The organism is Pseudomonas mosselii (assembly GCF_005796105.1).
Taxonomy (GTDB): Bacteria; Pseudomonadota; Gammaproteobacteria; order Pseudomonadales; family Pseudomonadaceae; genus Aquipseudomonas; species Aquipseudomonas mosselii_C.
In genome coordinates, this window is record NZ_VAUO01000003.1 from 47,285 (window position 1) to 69,463 (window position 22,179).

Below are 22,179 nucleotides of genomic sequence, written 5' to 3' on the forward strand. Positions count from 1 at the left end.
GAGTTACTGGTTCTTCTGCTCGTCCATCTTCAACACACCATCCTCGAAGATGTTCAGCTTCTGACGCAGCTCACGGGGCTGCATTGGATCCTGCGGCGCCGGAGCGGCGGCACCCGGCGCGGCGCCGGCAGGCGGCTTGGCCTCAGGCTGTGCGGCCGGCGTGCCCTGCTCGCCTTCGATATCGCGCTGGGCTTTCTTGGTGAGCACGATGATGTCGATACGGCGGTTGACCGGGTTGAACGGATTCTTGCGGTCGAACAGCGACGAAGAGGCGTAACCCACCACCCGTGCCACCTGGTCATCCGGATAACCACCGGCCACCAGCGCCCGCCGCGCCGCGTTGGCACGGTTGGCCGACAGTTCCCAGTTGCCGAAGTCGCCGGTGCCCGAGTACGGCTTGGCATCGGTGTGGCCACTGACGCTGATCTTGTTCGGCACCGCCTTGATGGTGTCGGCCATGGCCAGCAGGATGTCTTCGAAGTACGGTTGCAGACGCGCGCTACCCAGGTCGAACATCGGCCGGTTCTCGGCGTCCATGATCTGGATACGCAGGCCGTCCTGGGTGATTTCGAACAGGATCTGGTCCTTGAACTTCTGCAGTTGCGGGTTTTCCTCGACCTTGTTCTGCAACTCCTGCAGAAGCAGTTCCAGACGCTCACGCTCGACCTGCTCGGCCATGGTCTCGACCTTGTCCTTGTCCAGCTGAAGGCTGGTGTCAGGCGTAGGCTCGGACTTCACTTCCGGGTTGATGGTCTTTTCCGGCGCCAGCTGAGGCGAACCGCCCAGGTCGATGATGTAGGGCGTGCCGCTTTCGGAGAAGCCGATGGGGTCCTTGAAGTAGCCGGCGATGGCGATCTTCTGCTCGGGCGTGGCGGTGGACAGCAGCCACAGCACGAGGAAGAACGCCATCATCGCCGTGGCGAAGTCGGCGAAGGCGATTTTCCAGGCACCGCCATGGTGCCCGCCACCGAAGCGCTTGACGCGCTTGATGATTATCGGCTGATTGTTTTCCATGACTCAGCGACCACGAACCGCTTGTTCCAGCTCGGCGAAGCTCGGACGGTGCTTCGGATACAGCACCTTGCGCCCGAACTCCACGGCCAGCGAAGGCGGCATGCCCGAGGCCGAGGCCACCAGCGAGGCCTTGATCGATTCGTAGAGGTTTAGCTCTTCCTTGGCATCGTGCTCCAGGCACTTGGCCAACGGGCCGAAGAAGCCGTAGGCCGCCAGAATACCGAAGAAGGTCCCCACTAGCGCCGCACCGACGTGCAGGCCGATGGAGGCCTGGTCGCCGTCCCCCAGCGAGGCCATGGTCACCACGATACCGAGTACCGCCGCAACGATACCGAACCCCGGCATGCCGTCAGCGATGCCGGTTACCGCGTGGGACGGGTGCTCCAACTCTTCCTTCATGCTCAGCAGCTCCATGTCGAACAGGCCTTCAAGCTCGTGGGGAGCCATGTTGCCGGTGGACATGATGCGCAGGTAGTCACAGATGTACGCGGTCATGCGCTCATCGCCCAACACCGCGGGGTATTTGGCGAAGATCGGGCTGGCCGCTGCGTCCTCGATGTCCCCCTCGATGGCCATCATGCCTTCGCGACGGCTTTTGTTGAGGATTTCGTATACCAGGCCCAGCACTTCCAGATAGAAAGTATGGGTAAAACGGCTGCCGAACATCTTCAGCGACTTCTTGATTACATGCATGGTCATGTAACCGGGGTTCGCCTGAAGGAACGCACCGAACGCCGCGCCCCCGATGATCAGCACTTCGAACGGCTGAATCAGTGCCGCAATCTTGCCGTGGGAAAGGACGTAGCCGCCGAGCACGCTCGCGAATACGACGATGATGCCGATAATTTTAGCCATAGGTTCAGAGCACTTGCTGTCGTGGTCAGGGTCGGGGACGGGAGCCTTAAAACTCTTCTTCTACTTATCGGCAGAACTGCGCCAGACTATAGCCACTCAAAGCGAAAAGCCAGTTCGGACTGATGTCAATATGCCAATTGAAACCAAGGTGCCAGCTCAGGCGCCGACAAGTCTAGCGGCCTGGGTAAAGCTGCTCGACAGTGTTCGAGTGCCGGTCCCGAAAGAAAGCCACGACCGCGTCCTGCAAGCCATCAACGACAGCCGCAGCTCGCTGCGTGATATCGCCGAACTGATGCAGGACAGCCCCGCACTGGTGCTGTGCGTGCTGCGCGAGGCCAATCACCCAACCAACGCCAGCCAGGCGGAGCCAGCCGAAAGCCTGGAAATCGCCATCAACCGCCTGGGCCTTGAGCGCACTAGCCAATTGCTGGCGCGCCTGCCCGCCGTACCCGGCGACGACATTCCGCCCGTCTTGCGCCAGTTCCTGTTGATCAGCCAGCATGCCACCCAGCAGGCCAACGGCCTGTTCGCCAGCCGCCTGGCGCGCCTGTGGCAGGAAATCCACTGGGGTAGCCTGCTGTTCCTGTCGCCGCTGTGGGCCATGGCCCTGGCCTACCCGAAGTTGCTCGACGCCTGGGAGCTGCGGGTCATCCACAAGGGCGAGGACGCCGCCGAGGTCGAGCAGCAGCTATTCGGCGTGCGCCTGATGGAGTTGTGCCAGGCGGTCGCCGAGCACTGGCGCCTGCCCGGCTGGGTCACCCAAGGCTACCGCTTGCTGCTCGAAGAGCGCGAACAACTGGCCCATGTGCTCAATATCGCCCGCGAAGTCGAGCCGCTGGAGCAACAGCATCGCCTGGACGAAGAGCCGGCCCTGCGGGTGTGGTTCAACCAACCGCGCAACACCGCGCTGCTGGCCAATGGCATCGCCCTGGCCGCGCAGGTCGGCTGGGCCAACCCGCATCTGTTGCGCTGGCAGCTGCTGACCGCGCTGTACCTGCAAACTTCGCTGGAGGACGTGCAACAGCAGGTCCACCAGCAGGCTGCCGCCAGCGCCCGTCATCACGCACGCCATGCCCTGTTCCACCCAGCCGAGGCGTTGATCTGGCCCTGGGATCAACGCCGTCCGCACCCGGACATGCTCACCCCTGCGCCACCCAACAGTGAACACCTCGCCCACTGGCGCAGCCTGTGCCAGAACCTGCTGGCCCAGCCCAGCCCGTTCAGCAATACCATCCACCTCACGACCCAGGCCCGTGAAGCGCTACAAGCGTGCGGCCTGGAGCGCATCATGCTGCTGAGCCTGGACAAGGCCAGCGACTACCTGCGCGTGCAACAGATCGCTGGCCTGCCGAACGAGGCCAGCACCATGGCCCTGCCGGTGGCGCAGAACAAACTGCTGCAAAAACTCATGGGGCAGGCCGGGCAACTGCGCATCACCCCAGATAACCATGCCCAGCTTGCGGCGCTGCTGCCCGCCCCGCTGCGCGCATTCTTCCGCAGCGAGCACCTGCTGATGCGTTCGCTGGCGGTCAACAACCAGGTGCTGATGCTGGCAGTGGCCGACCAGAGCGGTAAACCGCTCTCCGATGTCAGCGTGCAAGCGTTCGGCAAAACCGCACAATGCATCGAGCGTGCCCTGGCCATGTTTGCCAATCGCAATGCGTGAGCCTTGCGCTACAATCGCCCCTCTTTCCACCCCGGAGACCGTGGATGACTGATTTTTCCGGATTGCCGCTGGTGATCGAAGCCGCCGATCTGCTGCCACGCCTGGATTCGCCTGAGTTGATCCTGGTCGACCTGAGCAGCGCCAACCGCTACGTCAGCGGGCATATCCCCGGGGCGCGCTTCGTCGAGGGCAAGCGTACCCAGCTCGGCCAGCCGCCAGCACCTGGCCTGCTGCCGGCGCTTGGCGACCTGGAAAAGCTGTTCAGCGAGTTGGGGCACCGTGACGATGCGGTGTACGTGGTGTACGACGACGAGGGCGGCGGCTGGGCCGGGCGCTTCATCTGGCTGCTCGACGTGATCGGCCACCGCCACTACCACTACCTCAACGGTGGCATCCAGGCCTGGCCGGCGGACCGGTTATCCACCGATGTGCCGGCCGCAGCAACAGCGCCGGTTCGCCTGCACCTGCGCAGTGAACCGACCGCCACCCGCGAGTACCTGCAAAGCCGCCTGGGCGCCGATGACCTGGTCATCTGGGACGCTCGCGGACCGCAGGAGTTTACCGGCGAGAAGGTCCTGGCGGCCAAAGGCGGGCACATCCCCGGAGCCATCAACTTAGAATGGACCACCGGCATGGACCTCAACGACCACCTGCGCATCCGCAAGGATATCGCCCAGGTGCTCGAACAATCGGGCATCACCCCTGACAAAGAGGTGATCACCCACTGCCAGACCCACCGCCGCTCCGGCTTCACCTACCTGGTGGCCAAAGCACTCGGCTACCCACGCATCAAGGCCTACGCAGGCTCCTGGAGCGAATGGGGCAACCACCCGGACACGCCTGTCGAAGTTTAAGGACATTCCACCTAATGAAATCCCGTCTGTTCATCATCAGCCAGTACCTGCTGCCGCACCACCTGCTGTCGCGGCTTGCCGGCTGCGTCGCCGAATGCCGCGCACGCTGGTTCAAGAATGCCTTCACCGCCTGGTTCGCCAAGCGCTACCAGGTGAACATGTCCGAAGCGCTGGTCGAAGACCTCAGCGCCTACGAACACTTCAATGCCTTCTTCACCCGCGCCCTCAAGCCCGGCGCCCGCCCGCTGGACGAAACCCCGGACGCGGTGCTGTGCCCGGCCGACGGCGCAGTCAGCCAGTTGGGTCCGATCGAGCACGGTCGCATTTTCCAGGCCAAGGGCCACAGCTTCAGCGCGCTGGAGCTGCTTGGCGGTGATCCGGCGCTGGCGGCGCCGTTCATGGGCGGCGAGTTCGCCACCATCTACCTGTCGCCCAAGGACTACCACCGCGTACACATGCCGCTGGCCGGCACCCTGCGCGAGATGGTCTACGTACCGGGCCGCCTGTTCTCGGTCAACCAGACCACCGCAGAAAACGTCCCCGAGCTGTTTGCCCGCAACGAACGCGTGGTCTGCCTGTTCGACACCGAGCGCGGCCCGATGGCGGTGGTCCTGGTTGGCGCGATGATCGTCGCCTCGATCGAGACGGTATGGGCCGGCCTGGTCACGCCGCCGAAGCGTGAGCTAAAGACCTTCCGTTACGACGAAGCCAGCCGCACCCCGATCCACCTGGAAAAAGGCGCCGAACTGGGTCGCTTCAAGCTGGGCTCCACCGCCATCGTGCTGTTCGGGCCTGAGCAGGTGAAGTGGGCTCAGACCCTGGGCGCGGGCTCCGCAGTGCGCATGGGCGAGCTGCTGGCGGTGCCAGCGCAGGCTTGATCGCCGCACTAACGAAAAAGGCCCAGCATATGCAGTAATGCTGGGCCTTTTCATGGGAGAGCCGGGTCAGATCAACCGCGCGCGTCGCGGTCGCGCACGCCCAGCAGGTACAGCACCCCATCCAGCCCCAGCGTGCTGATCGCCTGGCGGGCCGACTGGCGCACCAGTGGCTTGGCGCGGAACGCCACGCCCAGACCGGCCAGCGACAGCATCGGCAGGTCGTTGGCGCCATCGCCCACGGCAATCGTCTGGTCCAGTTGCAGGCCCTCTTCATTGGCCAACTGCTGCAACAGGTCAGCCTTGCGCTGAGCATCGACGATCGGCTCGACCGCAACCCCTGTCACCTTGCCGTCGACCACTTCCAGTTCGTTGGCGAACACATAGTCGATACCCAGGCGCGCCTGTACCTGCCGCGCGAAGTAGGTGAAACCGCCCGACAGAATGGCCGTCTTGTAGCCCAGGCGCTTGAGTTCGGCGAACAGATGCTCGGCTCCCTCGGTCAGGCGTAGCGAGGCGCCGATCTGGTCGAGCACAGCGACATCCAGGCCCTTGAGCAGCGCCATGCGCTCCTTGAAACTGGCACGGAAATCCAGCTCGCCTCGCATGGCGCGCTCGGTGATCGCCGCGACCTGCTCGCCAACCCCAGCGGCCTTGGCCAGCTCGTCGATGACCTCGGCTTCGATCAGTGTGGAGTCCATGTCGAACACCGCCAGGCGGCGGTTGCGGCGGAACAGGTCGTCCTTCTGGAAGGCGATGTCGATGCTCAGCTCATCCGACAGGGCGAAGAACGCTGCACGCAAGGCCTGTGCATCGCTCGGCTCGCCACGCACGGAGATTTCCAACGCCGCCTTGCCCTTGTCGTGCAGGGCATCAAGCGCCACCCGCGCCGACAGGCGCTCGATACGCTCGATGGTCAAGCCGTACTGGCTGATGATCGCGCTGACGCGCTGCAACTGCTCAGGGGTGATTCGGCGGCTGAGCAGGGTGACGATCTGCCGAGGTTCGCCCTGGCTGTCGGCCCAGTGCTGGTAATCCGCCTCGGAAATAGGCGTGTAGCGCGCTTGCAGGTTCAGCTCGTGCGCCTTGCTCTGTACGCTTTGCAGCAGAGCAGTGGCCACTTCGTTGTCGGGAATATCGACCAGGATGCCGAACGACAGGGTGCCGTGCATCACCGCAAGGCCGATGTCGAGAATGTTCACACCGCCCTGGAGCAGGACGCCGGTGATGGCCGCAGTGAGACCTGGACGGTCTTCACCAGTGATGTTGATCAGGACGATTTCGCGCAAGACCGGGCTCCGACTTCGATGAAAAATGCCCATTCTACCGATTTTCCGTAGGCATCGGGCGCCAACGACACTTTGCCGACAAAACTCCGCTCGCTATACTGCGCTCCACTTTCTCGCCATGAAGAGCCGCGCTCTGTGAACCGGCCCACGCCCGTCAAACCCGACAATTTTTTCCTGATGATCTACCGAGCCCTGAGCCAGCGTCGAATCCCCCTGGCCCTGCGTATCGCCAGCCATAACATCTTTCTGGTGGCTCTGGCCCTGGTGATCTATGCCTGCGTGATGGGTTTGCAGTTCAAACAGGCCATGCACGAGCAGGCCGATGCCGTCGGGCAGAGCCTGACCACGCAAACCGCCACCTCGGCCACCGAACTGCTGGTGTCCAATGACATCCTCAGCCTCAACGTGCTGCTCGGCAACCTGGTGAAGAACCCGCTGGTCGCCCACGCCGCCATCTACAGCGTGGACAACCGTATCCTCGCCGAGGCCGGCCAGCGCCCGCGCAACAGCCTGCTGGGCGAGGCCGAAGGGCTGTACCAGACCAAGATCACCTTCCAGGACGTGACCGCCGGTCAGTTGCGCATTAGCCTGGACATGAGCCAGTTCCAGCAACCGATGCTCATCAGCCTGCAAAGCATGGGGATCCTGGCAGCGATCCTGCTGGCGCTGGCGCTCACCCTGAGCCTGCGCCTGGGCCGCTTCATCTCCACCCCGCTCTTGCAACTGCGGGTATGGCTGCGTGACCCGCACCCCTACACGCCTGCCATCGAGCGCCAGGACGAGATCGGCGACCTGGCCCGCCAACTGCACGCGCGCCTCGCCCCGCCGCCGCCGCCAGAGCCGGAAGAAGAGGACGAGGAAGATGACTTCGATGACGCGCCGCCACCGGTAAAGGCAGCGCCACGCGCCAAAGTGATGGCCCATGAGCCTGAAGATGACGACGACGCCTTCGTTGGCCTGATGGACGACGACACCGCCCCCGCAAAACCGCTCGCTCTCGTGTCGGACGAGCCGCAAAGCAGTGCGGTACTGGCCGTGCAGCTGGGCTCCCAGGAGCAACTGCGCCGCCTGCCGCGTGCCCGTCTGACCGAGCTGCTCGAGCGCTACCGCGACTGCCTCGAACAGGCGGCCTCGCTGTACGAGGGCGAAGTCCACACGCTGAACGACGGCAGCACGCTGCTGCTATTCCACAGCCGTGACAGCGGCGAGGACTACCTGACCAACGCCATCTGCTGCGGTGAGTTGCTGCGCGCCCTGGGTCATGCCCTGCAGATCGAGGTGGCCGACAGCGGCATCACCCTGCAACTGCAACTGGGCCTGGTGCTGGCGGACGACCTGCAAGGCATGGATCAGGTCGACCTGCTGATGACCGAACAGGCCCAGGACGCCCTGGCCCTGTCGCAGCATAGCCGCAACCTGCTGCTGGTGGAGCGCCGTATCAACGACGACGCCCTGCTGCGCCAGCGCGCACGCATTCGCCCAATCGCAAGCCCCGAGGGCGCCTGCTGCGTGGAGCGGCTGATGGAGCCCTACCCGTCGATGCTCGAGCGCCAGCTGGCGCGGATGCACGAACGCAGGACCTGATCCTGCGCAGCCATGCCAGGGATCACGCCCACGGCACCCACAAAAAAGCCCGCAACGTTGCGGGCTTTTTTGTGGCTCGAATATCAGAAGCGATAGACTTCCATGTCGGTGCGGATTGGTGAAGCCATCGGAATCTTTGGCTTTTCCGGCTCTTTCTTGACCTGAACCGGCGCGGCCCTGCGCGGTGCTTCCTCGGCGACAGCCGGCTGGTTGGCCAGCGGCTTGACCGTGGTGCTGAGTTGCTCGGCGAGTTTTTGCAGCAATTGGCCCTGGGCCTGCACTTGCGCCGATTCGCTGCCCGCGTGGGGCTGTTCCAGGTGGACGATACGGTTGTCACGTACCTGCCCACGGCGATCCAGCACACGCCATTGCGCATCGAGGATGGCCGGTTGGTTCTTGCCCGAATCCAGGCGGGTGATGGTCAACAGCACCTGCACATCCGGGGTGAAACCAGCGCTGGCCGGCGCCAGCACCACGCGCTGGCTGTCCAGGCGCCAGGCCAACTGACGCACCAGCAACTGGTCGATATCCGACGAAAGGCTGCCGGCCCAGCGACCGTCGGTCGCTGCAGTCAGGCTGCCGTCCGCTTGGCGTTGCAAGAACGTTTCCCGTTGCAGGTAGTCGGCCACCGATACAGGGCCGAGCACCACCGCCATACCCGCCGCCTGCGAGGGCTGGCCGGGGTCACCGCTGTCGAGCTGATACAACGCGACCGGCTGGTGCATGCTGCATCCGCTCAGGCCAAGCAGGCCCGTCATCAGCAGCGCAAATGGAAGGCGCAGAAATTTCATTCATCCCATCCAGGCGGCCGTCACAAGACTGACCGCAGTGATACTCATGTGAATTCATCCGGGCGCTCGGCCACGCCGGCGCCGCGAGGGGCTTATCATCCGCGAAATGACGGCCCGACTCCAGCGTTTCCGCCCGAAACAGCGCTGAAAGTGCCGATTCAGACTACTTGCACGCTTATGCAGGATGCTCCACCGTCAGCCCATCCACCCGCTGGAAACCACGTGGCAATTTGCTACCGCGGCGGCCCCGCTCGCCCTTGTAATGCTCAAGATCGTCAGGCTTGAGAGACAGCGTACGCTTGCCAGCCTGCAATACAAGGGTCGATCCCTCACTGATCACGGCAAGATCGGTGACGAATTCTTCACGGCTGGCAACCCGATCACCGGGCACACCGATGATCTTGTTGCCCTTGCCTTTGCCCAGTTGCGGAAGGTCAGCGACCTTGAACACCAGCAGGCGCCCTTCGGTGGTGACGGCAGCCAACCAGTCCTGCTCTCGGTTCGCCACCGGGCGAGGCGTCATGACCTTGGCACCGTTGGGCAAGCTGAGCAGGCCCTTGCCGGCCTTGTTCTTGGCTTGCAGGTCCTCGCCCTTGACCACGAAGCCGTAGCCGGCGTCGGAAGCCACCACGTACAGCGCCTCGTCGTCGGGCAGCAGCACGCATTCGAAGGTGGCGCCCGGTGGCGGCGTCAGCCGACCGGTTAGCGGTTCGCCCTGGCCACGCGCCGACGGCAGGCTGTGGGCGGCCAGCGAGTAGCTGCGACCGGTGGAGTCGATCAGCACCGCGAACTGGTTCGAGCGCCCGGCAGCGGCGGCCTTGAAGCCATCACCGGCCTTGTACGACAGGCCCGTGGCGTCGATGTCATGCCCTTTGGCGCAACGCACCCAGCCCTTCTCCGAGAGCACCACGGTGACAGGCTCGGTAGGCATCAGTTCGTTTTCCGACAAGGCCTTGGCCTCGGCGCGCTCGACGATCGGCGAGCGGCGGTCATCGCCGTAGGTTTCGGCGTCTTCGAGCAACTCGGTGCGCACCAGCTTGCGCAGCTTGGTGTCGCTGCCCAGCAGCGTGGTCAGGCGCTTCTGTTCCTTGAGCAGTTCGTCCTGCTCGCCGCGGATCTTCATCTCTTCGAGGCGAGCCAGCTGGCGCAGGCGGGTTTCGAGGATGTAGTCGGCCTGGATCTCGGTCAGCTCGAAACGGGCGATCAGCGCCTGCTTGGGGTGCTCTTCGGTACGGATGATGTGGATCACTTCATCCAGGTTGAGGAACGCGGTGAGCAAGCCTTCCAACAGGTGCAGGCGCTTCTCGACCTTGTCCAGGCGGTGTTGCAGGCGGCGGCGCACAGTACCGATGCGGTACTCCAGCCACTCCAGCAACAGCGCGCGCAGGTTCTTGAGCTGTGGGCGACCGTCCAGGCCAATGATGTTGACGTTGACCCGGTAGGTGCTTTCGAGGTCGGTGGTGGCGAACAGGTGCTGCATCAGCTCGGCCGCATCGACGCGGTTGGAACGCGGGATGATGACGATGCGGCACGGGTTCTCGTGGTCCGACTCATCGCGCAGGTCGGCCACCATCGGCAGCTTCTTGGCCTGCATCTGCGCGGCGATCTGCTCCAGCACCTTGGCCCCGGAGACCTGATGCGGCAGCGCGGTGACGACGATGTCGCCGTCTTCGACGCGGTACACCGCACGCATGCGGATCGAGCCCTTGCCGGTCTCGTAGAGCTTGAGCAGGTCGGCACGCGGGGTGACGATCTCGGCTTCGGTCGGGTAGTCCGGGCCTTGGATGTGCTCGCACAGCTGCTCGACCGTGGCCTTGGGCTCATCCAGCAGGCGCACGCAGGCGCTGGCCACTTCACGCAGGTTGTGCGGCGGCACGTCGGTGGCCATGCCCACGGCGATACCGGTGGTGCCATTGAGCAGGATGTTTGGCAGGCGGGCGGGCAGTACCGCGGGCTCCTGCAAGGTGCCGTCGAAGTTCGGCACCCAGTCGACGGTGCCCTGGCCCAGCTCGCTGAGCAGCACTTCGGAATAGCGCGACAGCCGCGCCTCGGTGTAGCGCATGGCGGCGAACGACTTCGGATCGTCCGGCGCACCCCAGTTGCCCTGCCCGTCGACCAGGGTGTAACGGTAGCTGAATGGCTGGGCCATCAGCACCATGGCCTCGTAACAGGCCGAATCGCCGTGGGGGTGGAACTTGCCGAGCACATCACCGACAGTGCGCGCCGACTTCTTGTGCTTGGAGTCGGCATCGAGCCCCAGCTCGCTCATGGCATACACGATCCGCCGCTGCACCGGCTTGAGCCCGTCGCCGATATGCGGCAGTGCGCGGTCCATGATCACGTACATGGAATAGTTCAGGTAGGCCTGTTCGGTGAAGTCAGCCAGGGAACGGCGCTCGACGCCGTCGAGACTGAGTTCCAGTGAGTCGCTCATGCGGGCCTCGTCATTTCAGGTTCTGGCGCAACAGCATGGTGCCGCCGCGCTGGGTAAATTCAAGTTGTTTCAGGGCGCTCATGCCGAGCAGCACGGCTTGGCCATCTAGGCCTGGCACCACGAGGGCGCGTACGTCGTGCAGGCGGATGTCGCCCAGTTGCAGCGTATCGAGACGGGTGCGATAGCCCTCGGTGCGGCCATTGGCGGTGCTGAGCACGACCGCCGCGCCACGCACCAGATCCAAGTCGCGGGCCAGCGCCTCTGGGATGGCCACATCGGTGGCGCCGGTATCGAGCATGAAGTGCACCACCTGGCCGTTGATCGCGCCGTCAGCGACGAAGTGACCTTGTCCGTTACTGAGCAGGCGCACCTCGATGAAGCCCTCGCCGCGCTCGCTCTGCACCACGCTGTTGGGGTTCTGCTGGCGCTCTTCCCACTGGCCGAAAAAGCGCGTGGCAAGGAACATCGCCGCCGCCCACGCGACGATCATCAATACCTTGCCCGCACGCTGCCCCGGCGGCTTGCTCATGGGTTGGCACTCCAGCCACCGGACGGCGCGGCGAAGCGCCAGACGATCGGGCGAACCTCGCCATCGGCGCGCGGCTGGTCGTTGTTGTCCAGGCCGATCCAGGCACCGTCCTTGTCGATCACCAGCGCCTCGGCCAGCCCGTATGGCTGCTGGTAGCGCCGCGATTCCACCAAGGCGTCGGCGGCGAACGACCAGCAGCGCTCAACCGCGCCGCTGTCGGCATCGCGCCGGCAGATGCGGTAGGCGTTGCGTTCGAGGGTGAACAATTTATGATCGAACCAGGCCAGGTCGGCGAAATCCCGCGACACCGGACGCGCCTCGGGAAATGCCTGGGGCTGCATCTCGACCCCAGCCTCGCTGAGCAGCACGCAGCTGCCTGCACAGGTCCATACCGACTGCTGACGCTGCACGGCCAACAAGCCACGCCGCTCACGCTCGGCGGCGAGCCACAGACGATCGCCAGCGGGATTGATCGCCAAGCCTTCGAACAGCGCATTGAAGTGCAGCAGCATGCCGCTGGCCCGGGCTTGGCGCAGCAGCGCCTGATCAATTTTCAACCAGTTTGCCTCGCCGTCGAGCGGCAACTGCAACACCGCCGCCTGGGCCTCGCTGGCGACATAGAGATTACCCGCCTGATCGCAGGTGATGCCCTCGAAATCCAGCGCGCCGCCACGCACGAACGAGGCAGCCCAGGTACGGATCTTCAGGCCCCACGGTAGGCCGCTGTCCGGCGCCTCGGGGGCGCTGAATACCAGCGGCTGAGCCTGCCAGGTGGGGTTGCTCTGGTCGAGCCGGTAGATGCGGTCGTCGTCGCGGTCCGATACCGTCCACAACGCTCCCCGACAAAGCGCCAGGCCCGACAGGTTGCCACCGTGCATGCCCTCGACCGGATATTCGCCGGTGAGCTTGAGTTCTGGCCACTCGTCAGCCTGCACCGCAAGCGCCAACAGTGCGAGCCAGCCTGCGAACAGCAGACGAATCAAACCAGGACCTCGGCCAGGTTGCCTTTGGTCTCCAGCCAGTTCTTGCGGTCGCTGGCGCGCTTTTTCGCTAGCAGCATATCCATGATTTCGGTGGTGCCCTGTACATCGTCCAAGGTGAGCTGGACCAAGCGCCGGGTGTTCGGGTCCATGGTGGTTTCACGCAACTGCGGCGGGTTCATTTCGCCCAGGCCCTTGAATCGGGTGACCTGTGGCTTGCCGCGTTTCTTCTCCGCCACCAGGCGATCGAGGATGCCATCACGCTCGGCTTCGTCCAGGGCGTAGTAGATCTCCTTGCCCAGGTCGATACGGTACAGCGGCGGCATCGCCACGTAGACGTGCCCGGCTTCGACCAGCGGGCGGAAATGCTGGACGAACAGCGCGCACAGCAAGGTGGCGATGTGCAAGCCGTCGGAGTCGGCGTCGGCCAGGATGCAGACCTTGCCGTAGCGCAGTTGCGACAGGTCGGTGGCGCCCGGATCGACGCCGATGGCTACGGCGATGTTGTGCACCTCCTGGCTGGCCAGCACTTCGCCGCCGTCGACTTCCCAGGTATTGAGAATCTTGCCGCGCAGCGGCAGGATGGCCTGGAACTCTTTGTCGCGGGCCTGTTTGGCCGAGCCACCGGCCGAGTCACCCTCAACCAGGAACAGCTCAGCACGCATCGGGTCCTGGCCGGCGCAGTCGGCCAACTTGCCGGGAAGTGCCGGGCCTTGGGTGATGCGCTTACGCTCGACCTTCTTGCTGGCTTTCAGGCGCCGACCAGCGTTGCTGATGGCCAGCTCGGCCAACTGCATGCCCAGCTCTGGGTGCGCGTTGAGCCACAGGCTGAAGGCGTCCTTGACCACCCCAGAAACGAACGCCGCCGCCTCGCGGGAGGACAGGCGTTCCTTGGTCTGGCCAGAGAACTGCGGCTCCTGCATCTTCATCGACAGCACGAAGCTGATGCGTTCCCAGACGTCCTCAGGGGCGAGCTTCACGCCGCGCGGCAGCAGGTTGCGGAACTCGCAAAACTCGCGCATCGCATCCAGCAGGCCCTGGCGCAGGCCGTTGACATGGGTGCCGCCCTGTGCGGTGGGGATCAGGTTGACGTAGCTTTCCTGGATGCTGTCTCCGCCTTCGGGCAGCCACAGCAAGGCCCAGTCCACCGCCTCCTTGTTACCCGCCAGGCTGCCGCAGAACGGCTCATCGGGCAGGCGCAGAAACTCGCTGACCGAATCGACCAGGTAGGAACGCAGGCCATCTTCGTAATGCCATTCGACCTTCTCGCCGGTGGCCTTGTCCTCGAAGCTGATCGACAGCCCCGGGCACAGCACGGCTTTGGCCTTGAGCACATGCTTGAGACGGCTGATGGAGAACTTGGGTGAGTCGAAATACTTGGGATCGGGGCTGAAGTACACGCTGGTGCCGGTGTTGCGCTTGCCGACAGTGCCGACAACCTCCAGCTCGCTTGCCTTGAAGCCATCGGCGAAGGTCATCTGGTACTCGTTACCGTCGCGCTTGACGCGCACGCGCACCTGGGTGGACAGGGCGTTGACCACCGAAATGCCCACACCATGCAGGCCGCCAGAGAACTGGTAGTTCTTGTTGGAGAACTTGCCGCCGGCGTGCAGTTTGGTAAGGATCAGCTCGACCCCGGACACGCCCTCTTCAGGGTGGATATCCACCGGCATGCCACGGCCATCGTCGCAAACTTCCAGCGAGTGGTCGGCATGCAGGATGACCTGCACCGAGCGGGCATGCCCTGCCAGGGCCTCGTCGACACTGTTGTCGATGACTTCCTGGGCCAGGTGGTTGGGCCGGCTGGTGTCGGTGTACATGCCCGGCCGCTTGCGGACCGGGTCAAGGCCCGAGAGGACTTCGATGGCGTCTGCGTTATAGGCGCTAGCGCTGGGATTGGCCATAGGGTCTCGTCGTCAGTCTGGTGAATGCAAAAAAGCTCAAAATACAGAAAAATCTAATGCCGCATACTGCCCGCGGGCAATACCGGCAAAGGCCAACAACGCCGGCAATTGTGCGGCGAAGCCTTGGTAGCTGTGGTCGCCACCGGCCTGAATGCGCAGCGCACAGGCCCGGTAATGACGCTCGGCCTGGCGATAGTCCAAGGTTTCATCGCCGGTCTGCAACCACACTTGGTAGCGCGAGGCATCCTGGGGCGCAGGCACGTCCAACGCGGCCAGGGCATCCACGTGGTCCAGGGTCAGTTCCCAGGCTTCATCGGTGTAGAGGTTACGCTGGGTGCCGAGATAGCCGTCGAACAACCGGTGCGGGGCGACCGCTGGGTTGATCAGCAGGGCCTTGAGCCCGTGCTGCTCGGCCAGGTGGGTCGCATAGTAGCCGCCCAGAGAGCTGCCGACCAGCAAGGGGGCGCCCAGCTCGGCAATGGCGGCCTGCAATTGCTCGATAGCCTGCCGCGGGTGGTGGTGCAGGGCCGGAACACGCAGTCGGTCAGCCAGGCCAAGCCGCTGCATCACAGCTTCGAGCTGGCGCGCCTTGGTCGAAAGCGGCGAGCTGTTGAAGCCATGGATATAAAGGATGGAACCCGACATGCTGCCCCCGGTGCGCAAAGACGCGCAGTGTAGCGTGTTCGTGGGGGATTGGTTCACCACTGGGGATTTGGCAACACAATCTTCAAACATAGGGCCGCTGCGCACCGCGTACCTGTGTAGGAGCGGCCTTGTGCCGCGAAGGGCTGCGAAGCAGCCCAGGCGACTCTGCAGGATGCCGAAATCCCGGGGCCGCTTCGCAGCCCTTCGCGGCACTAGGCCGCTCTCATAGAACTACACATAACTTGTTGATTTAGCAGGGACCTGTGGGAGCGGGCTTGCCCGCGAACACCGGCGAAGCCGGTGCCATACACCGAGTCGCCTGCTTCGCGGGCAAGTCGGGGCGCCGAACCGCCGCTCCCACAGGGTACGCGGAGCGCTTGCGAAATCAGTTCTCTGCGCGACAGCGCAGCCCAAAGGGCTGGGTGAACTCCTACAGGATCCCCGCTAAATCAACGGGTTATGGCAACGCGGTCCCCTTGGCCTAATACCCAGGGCTATCAAAGTCCAATGTCACCACAAAATCCCGCGCCCGCTCGACGCCGGTCTCTATCTGCCCATCCTCATGCAGACGCAGCCAGCGATACCCCGGCTGTTCCTCGCTGACCTTAAAATCCTCGCTGCCCGGCGTGAACTGGATGCAGGTCGACGGCGTGGCCAGGTAGCGAACCCCCTGCCGCAGTTGGTCCCAGGGCTGGTGCACATGCCCCCACAGCACAGCCTTGACCTGTGGATAAGTGCCCACCCGCGCAAGCAGCGCGTCGGCGTTGCGCAAGCCGATCGGCGCCATCCAGGCGCAACCGATGTCCACCGGCTGATGGTGGCAACACAACAAGCAATGACGCCCATCCGCCGTGGCCAGCGCCTGGTCCAGAGCAGCCAGCTGTTCGTCGGCCAGCCAGCCGAAGGTCGCCCCGACCACTGCCGAATCGAGCATGACGACGCGCCAGGCGCCGATATCAGTGACAGCCTGCACCAGCTCTGGCGCCACCTGGTTCATAGCCAAGGCCTCGTCGTGATTGCCCGGTAGCCAGCGCGACGGTGCACCCAGGACCGCCGTCAGGTCACGGAAAGCCTCGTACGAAGCGGAACTGGCGTCCTGGGACAGGTCGCCGGTGCACAGCAGCAGGTCAATGCGCGACTGCTCGCGGCGCACCTGGCCGATCACATGGGTGAGGCTGTCACGGGTATTGAGGCCCAGCAACGTGCCCGCCGGATCGGCGAACAGATGGGCGTCGGTCAGTTGCACCACATGGATGGGTGATGGGGAAGCAAGTGGTTGCGGCAACGGCCATCTCCTCGGGCGGATTCAGCCCTCGATTATGGCGGCGGATCGCGGCGACGCAAATACGCCGACCCGACCCACGTCACATTTCAACGCACCGCTTCCAGCTCATGGCCGCAGGCCAGGCAGTGGCTGAGCCACTCGCCGAGGAACAGGTTGAGCTGGGCTTTCTCGTCCGGCTGGTGCATGGCCGTATTGGGATAGGGGTAGATACTGCGCAGGCGCCGGGTGTGTTCGGCACTGACCACCTCGGCCATACGTGCATCGTGATACACCTGCACTTCCAGCTCCGGCACCGGCAGCCACGGCAAGCTGTGTTCCTGGCGCACCTTGAGCGTGGTGGTGTATGGGCAGGCCAGCAGCACTTCGAGCACCAGTATCCCCAGCATCTGGTCGCCCTGGGTCATGCCGATGCGCCGCGAGCTCTGCGTGGTGCGCATGTCCGGCAACAGACGCATCAGCCGGGCATAGTTCGCCTCACAGGCGGTTTGCAGCCCGACCAGGTCGACGCGATAGCGCTCACGCAGCAGGTTCACTTCCACATCCCTCGGACTTCGTCACGGTTGAGCGCCAGCCATTGCAGGCCGATGATCGTCGCGGCGTTGCAGATGCGCCCATCGCGCACCGCCTGCAACGCGTCCTCGAACGACCACACGCGCACGCGGATGTCTTCGCTTTCTTCTTCGAGCCCATGCAGGCCGCCTGCACCTTCGCTGACGCAGCGCCCGAGGAACAGGTGCACATACTCGTCGCTGCCACCTGGGGACGGGAAGTAACGGGTCATCGGCCACAGCGCGCTGAAGGTCAGGCCGGCTTCTTCCTCGGCCTCGCGGTGAGCGACTTGCTCGGGTTGTTCGTCCTTGTCGATCAGCCCGGCGACCATCTCGATCAGCCAGGGATTTTTGACCTTGCCCATGGCACCGACCCGAAACTGCTCGATCAGCACCACTTCGTCACGCTGCGGATCGTAAGGCAGCACGCATACGGCATCGTGACGCACGAACAGTTCGCGGGTGAACTCACGGCTCATGCCGCCAGCGAACAGCTCATGGCGCAGGTGCAGCTTATCCAGCTTGTAAAAGCCCTTGAACAGCTGTTCGCGTTTGGCGATCTCGACCTCGGTCGGCACCGAATTCAGCGTATCGGTCATGCAAACTCCTTATTACCTCGTCTACCGCATCGCGCAATCCTACCCTGCGTGCCGCTCGGTTTCACCCCCTTGCAGTGACCGTTCGCACTGCCGGGACAGGCGTCGCGCTCTCTGATAGCTTAGTGGCGAACTGAGGGCCGCGCAGGCGGTCCAAGGCCGATCATCACCGTTGTGAAAGAGGCAACATGACCCTCGTCAAACTGACTTGCGTGGCTGTTCTGGCACTCGCCCTGGGCGCCTGCCAGAGCCTGTTCACCCCCAATTACCGGGCGCCGCTTGAGGTCAAGCGTGATGCCTGGGAGCATCTCAAGCCCGGTTGCAGCGAAAGCGATTGCCCGCTGGTGAACATCGACACCGTGCACTTCCCGGCCCTGCCCAAGCTCGACGCCATCGTCGAGAAACGCCTGCTGCAACTGACCGAGGACAACCAGCGCGGCACCCCGCCAGCCTCGCTGCAAGCCTATGAACAGCTGTACCTGGCACACGCCGACAAGCGCAACAGCAGTTACCTGCAAGCCAAGGTACGCGAGCAGCATGACGGCTTGGTGATCATCGAGCTGTCCAGCTACCTCGACACCGGCGGCGCCCACGGCATGCCGGGGCGCGGCTTCATCAACTATTCACGCAAGCTGGACAAGGTGCTCACGCTGGACGACATGCTGCTGCCCGGCCAGGAGCAGACTTTCTGGAAGACCGTCGAGGAGTCGCACCGCGCCTGGCAGATCAGCACCGGTATGGACAAGGACCCCGAATTCGTCAAGACCTGGCCGTTCAAGCGCTCGCCGCATATCGCCCTGACCTACGGTGCGGTAGTGGTCAAGTACGAGGTCTATGCCATCGCGCCCTACTCCATGGGCCACGTTGAGCTGAAGATCCCCTACCCGCGTCTGAACGGTGTCCTCAGGCCCGAGCTGTTTCCCGGCCGCGGCTGAGCGATAGCAGGCCATGCAGCACCCCTGCCAGCAGCAGAGCCGGCAGGGTCGCGCCAAGCTCCGGTGCCTCGGCGGCCATCAGGTGATAGGCCGCCACACCCACCGCCCACGCCAGCAGCGCTTGCCAGTGCAGACCCGACACCTGTGCAGGCAGGCGGCGGCGACGGACCAGGAAGTGGTCCACCAGCACCACGCCGAACAGCGGCGCGAACACCGAACCGATCAGCAACAGGAAGTTCTGGTACTGGGCCAGCGGCGCCAGCAGCGCGATCAAGGTGCATAGCATGCCGATCGCCAGCGCCAGGTGCTCGACCTTGAGCTTCACCAACAGCCCCGTGGACACCGCCGCCGAGTGGATGTCGGCGAAGGCGTTCTCCGACTCGTCCAGCAGAATCAGCAGCAGCGGGATGCCCAGCCCGGCACCGGCCAGTGCCAGCAGCAGCGCATTGACTTCACCACTCGGGGCGAAGGCCAGGGTATAGGCCACACCCAGGCTCATCAGCCAGGCGTTGCCGATGAAGAACCCCAGCGCGGTGCCGCCGAACACCCGGCTGGCGCGCTTGCCGAAGCGCGAGTAGTCGGCGATCAGCGGCAACCACGACAGCGGCATGGCGATAACGATGTCAAAACCCAGCGCCAGCGACAACGAACCATCGCCCGGACGGCGCCACAGGTCGACCAGATCGGCCTTGGCGAACAGGTTCCAGGTCAGCCACAGGCAAGCCCCCAGCAGCAACCAGATGCCCCATTTGCGCAGCACCTTGCGCACGAACGTCAGCGGCCCGCTGACCGCCAGCAAGGTGGCCAAGGCGCCAAAGCACAGCGTCCACAGCAGCGGGCTGCTCCACACGCTGCCCTCGCCAAAGGTTCGCGCACCCAGCAGGCCGGCGGCGTCGCGCATGACGATGATCTCGAACGCGCCCCAGCCTACCAGTTGCAGCAGGTTGAGCAGTGCCGGCAGGCGCGCGCCGTGACCGCCCAGGGTCAGGCGCAGAGTGGCCATGGCCGACAGGCCGGTGTCGCTGCCGATCACCCCCGCCGAGGCCAGCAACAGCACACCGACGGCGCTGCCCAGCATGATCGCCAGGATCGATCCCGCCAGACCCAGGCCGGGCGCCAACAGACCGCCGACCTGCAGGACCATCAGGCCGATGCCTAAAGAGAACCACAGCGAAAACAGGTCGCGGGCGCCGAACTGGCGGTGCTGACTGGGAACGGGGTGGTCGGGTGAGAAGTGGCTGGGTGTGCTCATGCTGGCGCTCGCCGGAGTTATTGTGAGTATGGGGGCGAGGACTACGTCCTCGTATCGCGGCACAAGGCCGCGCCTACAGAAGATTGCGGTCCCCTGTAGGAGCGGCCTCGTGCCGCGAAAGGGCCGCAAAGCGGCCCCGCTTTTGCTGCCTAGACTTTCTGGTACAACTGGCTGCCTTCCTGGCGGAACCGCTCGGCCTGCTCGCGCATACCCTGCTCGACCGTCACCTCGACAGTGTCGATCTTGGCGGCATATTCACGCACCTCCTGGGTGATCTTCATCGAGCAGAACTTCGGCCCGCACATCGAGCAGAAGTGCGCGACCTTGGCCGACTCCTTGGGCAGCGTCTCGTCGTGGAACGCGCGGGCGGTGTCCGGATCCAGGCCCAGGTTGAACTGGTCTTCCCAACGGAATTCGAAGCGCGCCTTGGACAGCGCGTTGTCGCGGATCTGCGCGCCAGGGTGGCCTTTGGCCAAGTCGGCAGCGTGGGCCGCGATCTTGTAGGTGATGATCCCGGTCTTGACGTCATCCTTGTTCGGCAGGCCCAAGTGTTCCTTGGGCGTGACATAGCAGAGCATGGCGCAGCCGAACCAGCCGATCATCGCCGCCCCAATGCCCGAGGTAATGTGGTCATAGCCGGGGGCTATGTCGGTGGTCAGCGGGCCGAGGGTATAGAACGGCGCCTCGTCGCAGCACGCCAGCTGCTTGTCCATGTTCTCCTTGATCAACTGCATCGGCACATGGCCGGGGCCTTCGATCATGCACTGTACATCGTGCTTCCAGGCGATCTTGGTCAGTTCGCCCAAGGTCTCCAGCTCACCGAACTGGGCCGCGTCGTTGGCATCGGCGATCGAGCCCGGACGCAGGCCATCGCCCAACGAGAAGCTGACGTCGTAGGCCTTCATGATTTCGCAGATCTCGTCGAAGTGCGTGTACAGGAAGTTCTCTTTGTGGTGCGCCAGGCACCACTTGGCCATGATCGAACCACCCCGGCTGACGATGCCGGTGACGCGCTTGGCGGTCAGCGGCACATACCGCAAAAGCACGCCTGCGTGGATGGTGAAGTAGTCCACGCCCTGCTCGGCCTGTTCGATCAGGGTGTCGCGGAACAGCTCCCAGGTCAGGTCCTCGGCCACACCGTTGACCTTCTCCAGAGCCTGGTAGATCGGCACGGTGCCAATCGGCACCGGCGAGTTGCGGATGATCCACTCGCGGGTTTCATGGATGTGCTTGCCGGTGGACAGGTCCATCACCGTGTCCGACCCCCAGCGGATGCCCCAGGTCAGCTTGGCGACCTCTTCCTCGATCGAGGAACCCAGCGCGCTGTTGCCGATGTTGCCGTTGATCTTCACCAGGAAGTTGCGACCGATGATCATCGGCTCAAGCTCGGTGTGGTTGATGTTGGCGGGGATGATCGCGCGACCACGGGCGATCTCTTCACGCACGAACTCGGGGGTGATCTCTTTCGGGATGCTCGCGCCGAAGCTGTGCCCGGCGTGCTGCTGGTCGAGCAGGCCCGCAGCGCGGGCTTCCTGGAGCTTCATGTTCTCGCGGATGGCGACGTATTCCATCTCGGCGGTAATGATGCCCTGGCGCGCGTAGTGCATCTGCGTAACGTTGGCACCGGCTTTGGCCCGGCGCGGGTTGCGCACGTGGGCGAAGCGCAGTTGGGTCAACTCAGGGTCGCTCAGGCGTTGCTGGCCGAAGTTCGAACTCAGGCCCTCGAGGCGCTCGGTGTCGCCACGCGCGTCGATCCAGGCCGAGCGCACATCGCCCAGGCCCTTGCGTACATCGATGATGACGCTGGGATCGGTATAGGGGCCGGAGGTGTCGTAGACCAATACCGGGGCGTTCTTCTCGCCGCCGAAGTCGGTGGGGGTGTCATGCAGGCTGATCTCGCGCATGGGCACGCGGATGTCGGGGCGCGAACCCTGGACATACACCTTGCGCGAATTGGGCAGCGGCTGCACGGACTGCTGGTCGACTTGCGCCGACTCGCTGAGGTGGATCGTTTTTTCTTGTTTGCTCATCACAGGCTCTCCAGACGGCTTCCAGCGGGCGGAATGTCGGGGAAGAACCTGAAGGACGCGGACGCACCCCTTGATGAGTGCAGTGCCGGATACTGGGAGTGCCATCGAGCATG

The 22,179-nt window shown here is 64.2% G+C and carries 19 protein-coding genes; 5 read left to right on the plus strand and 14 right to left on the minus strand.

Features of this window, described 5'->3' with window-relative positions:
* Positions 1-3: 3 nt before the first annotated feature.
* Both motB and motA read right to left on the minus strand, forming a co-directional pair.
* On the minus strand, positions 4-1,014 hold the full coding sequence (gene motB, locus FEM01_RS09375; RefSeq protein WP_138219159.1) for a flagellar motor protein MotB: 1,011 nt from the start codon (positions 1,012-1,014) through the stop codon (positions 4-6).
* 3 nt (positions 1,015-1,017) lie between these two features.
* Positions 1,018-1,869, minus strand: coding sequence for a flagellar motor stator protein MotA (gene motA, locus FEM01_RS09380; RefSeq protein ID WP_138219160.1), 852 nt, complete (start codon positions 1,867-1,869; stop codon positions 1,018-1,020).
* 130 nt (positions 1,870-1,999) lie between these two features.
* On the opposite strand from motA, the gene FEM01_RS09385 reads away from it, so the two are divergent.
* The 3 genes from FEM01_RS09385 to asd are packed head-to-tail and all read left to right on the plus strand — an operon-like array spanning position 2,000 to position 5,267.
* On the plus strand, positions 2,000-3,535 hold the full coding sequence (locus tag FEM01_RS09385) for an HDOD domain-containing protein (RefSeq protein WP_138219161.1): 1,536 nt from the start codon (positions 2,000-2,002) through the stop codon (positions 3,533-3,535).
* A gap of 44 nt (positions 3,536-3,579) precedes the next feature.
* Entirely contained in the window at positions 3,580-4,389 is an 810-nt protein-coding gene (locus FEM01_RS09390; protein ID WP_138219162.1) for a rhodanese-like domain-containing protein, read from the plus strand.
* Between the two features lie 14 nt (positions 4,390-4,403).
* Complete coding sequence (asd, locus tag FEM01_RS09395) at positions 4,404-5,267, plus strand: archaetidylserine decarboxylase (protein WP_138219163.1); 864 nt, start codon at positions 4,404-4,406, stop codon at positions 5,265-5,267.
* Between the two features lie 71 nt (positions 5,268-5,338).
* Here asd and serB read toward each other — a convergent pair whose 3' ends face one another.
* The gene (gene serB / locus FEM01_RS09400; protein ID WP_138219164.1) at positions 5,339-6,553 is read right to left on the minus strand and encodes a phosphoserine phosphatase SerB; all 1,215 of its coding nucleotides are present in this window, start codon (positions 6,551-6,553) and stop codon (positions 5,339-5,341) included.
* Positions 6,554-6,688: 135 nt separating this feature from the next.
* On the opposite strand from serB, the gene FEM01_RS09405 reads away from it, so the two are divergent.
* Entirely contained in the window at positions 6,689-8,137 is a 1,449-nt protein-coding gene (locus FEM01_RS09405; protein ID WP_138219165.1) for a histidine kinase, read from the plus strand.
* 83 nt (positions 8,138-8,220) lie between these two features.
* Here the strand turns inward: FEM01_RS09405 and FEM01_RS09410 are convergent, their stop codons facing one another.
* From FEM01_RS09410 to FEM01_RS09455, 9 genes are all read right to left on the minus strand, one after another.
* Positions 8,221-8,928: a PqiC family protein gene (locus FEM01_RS09410; protein ID WP_138219166.1), complete on the minus strand. Its 708-nt coding sequence runs from the start codon at positions 8,926-8,928 to the stop codon at positions 8,221-8,223.
* Between the two features lie 175 nt (positions 8,929-9,103).
* Positions 9,104-11,362, minus strand: a complete 2,259-nt coding sequence (parC, locus tag FEM01_RS09415; RefSeq protein ID WP_138219167.1) for a DNA topoisomerase IV subunit A — start codon at positions 11,360-11,362, stop codon at positions 9,104-9,106.
* 10 nt (positions 11,363-11,372) lie between these two features.
* Positions 11,373-11,891, minus strand: coding sequence for a retropepsin-like aspartic protease family protein (locus FEM01_RS09420; RefSeq protein WP_138219168.1), 519 nt, complete (start codon positions 11,889-11,891; stop codon positions 11,373-11,375).
* Positions 11,888-12,874 carry an esterase-like activity of phytase family protein gene (locus tag FEM01_RS09425; protein ID WP_138219169.1) on the minus strand — a complete coding sequence of 329 codons (987 nt, stop codon included), beginning with the start codon at positions 12,872-12,874 and terminating at the stop codon, positions 11,888-11,890. The genes FEM01_RS09420 and FEM01_RS09425 overlap by 4 nt, the downstream gene beginning before the upstream one ends.
* Positions 12,871-14,775, minus strand: a complete 1,905-nt coding sequence (parE, locus tag FEM01_RS09430) for a DNA topoisomerase IV subunit B (protein ID WP_138219170.1) — start codon at positions 14,773-14,775, stop codon at positions 12,871-12,873. Before parE ends, FEM01_RS09425 begins: the two co-directional genes overlap by 4 nt.
* 36 nt (positions 14,776-14,811) lie before the next feature.
* Positions 14,812-15,420, minus strand: a complete 609-nt coding sequence (locus FEM01_RS09435; RefSeq protein WP_138219171.1) for a YqiA/YcfP family alpha/beta fold hydrolase — start codon at positions 15,418-15,420, stop codon at positions 14,812-14,814.
* A 481-nt stretch (positions 15,421-15,901) separates the two neighbouring features.
* A complete protein-coding gene (gene cpdA / locus FEM01_RS09445) occupies positions 15,902-16,705 on the minus strand; it encodes a 3',5'-cyclic-AMP phosphodiesterase (protein WP_138219172.1) in 804 nt (267 codons plus the stop codon).
* An 86-nt stretch (positions 16,706-16,791) separates the two neighbouring features.
* A complete protein-coding gene (locus FEM01_RS09450; RefSeq protein ID WP_138219173.1) occupies positions 16,792-17,244 on the minus strand; it encodes a DUF1249 domain-containing protein in 453 nt (150 codons plus the stop codon).
* Positions 17,235-17,852: an NUDIX domain-containing protein gene (locus tag FEM01_RS09455; protein WP_138219174.1), complete on the minus strand. Its 618-nt coding sequence runs from the start codon at positions 17,850-17,852 to the stop codon at positions 17,235-17,237. The genes FEM01_RS09450 and FEM01_RS09455 overlap by 10 nt, the downstream gene beginning before the upstream one ends.
* A 185-nt stretch (positions 17,853-18,037) precedes the next feature.
* Here FEM01_RS09455 and FEM01_RS09460 point away from each other — a divergent pair, with 185 nt between their 5' ends.
* Positions 18,038-18,784: an RsiV family protein gene (locus tag FEM01_RS09460; protein WP_138219175.1), complete on the plus strand. Its 747-nt coding sequence runs from the start codon at positions 18,038-18,040 to the stop codon at positions 18,782-18,784.
* Here the strand turns inward: FEM01_RS09460 and cytX are convergent.
* Together cytX and thiC are read right to left on the minus strand one after the other, a co-directional pair.
* On the minus strand, positions 18,753-20,036 hold the full coding sequence (gene cytX, locus FEM01_RS09465) for a putative hydroxymethylpyrimidine transporter CytX (RefSeq protein WP_138219176.1): 1,284 nt from the start codon (positions 20,034-20,036) through the stop codon (positions 18,753-18,755). The two genes, FEM01_RS09460 and cytX, sit on opposite strands and share 32 nt — an antisense overlap.
* A 149-nt stretch (positions 20,037-20,185) precedes the next feature.
* The gene (gene thiC, locus FEM01_RS09470) at positions 20,186-22,066 is read right to left on the minus strand and encodes a phosphomethylpyrimidine synthase ThiC (protein WP_138219177.1); all 1,881 of its coding nucleotides are present in this window, start codon (positions 22,064-22,066) and stop codon (positions 20,186-20,188) included.
* Between the last annotated feature and the right edge of the window lie 113 nt (positions 22,067-22,179).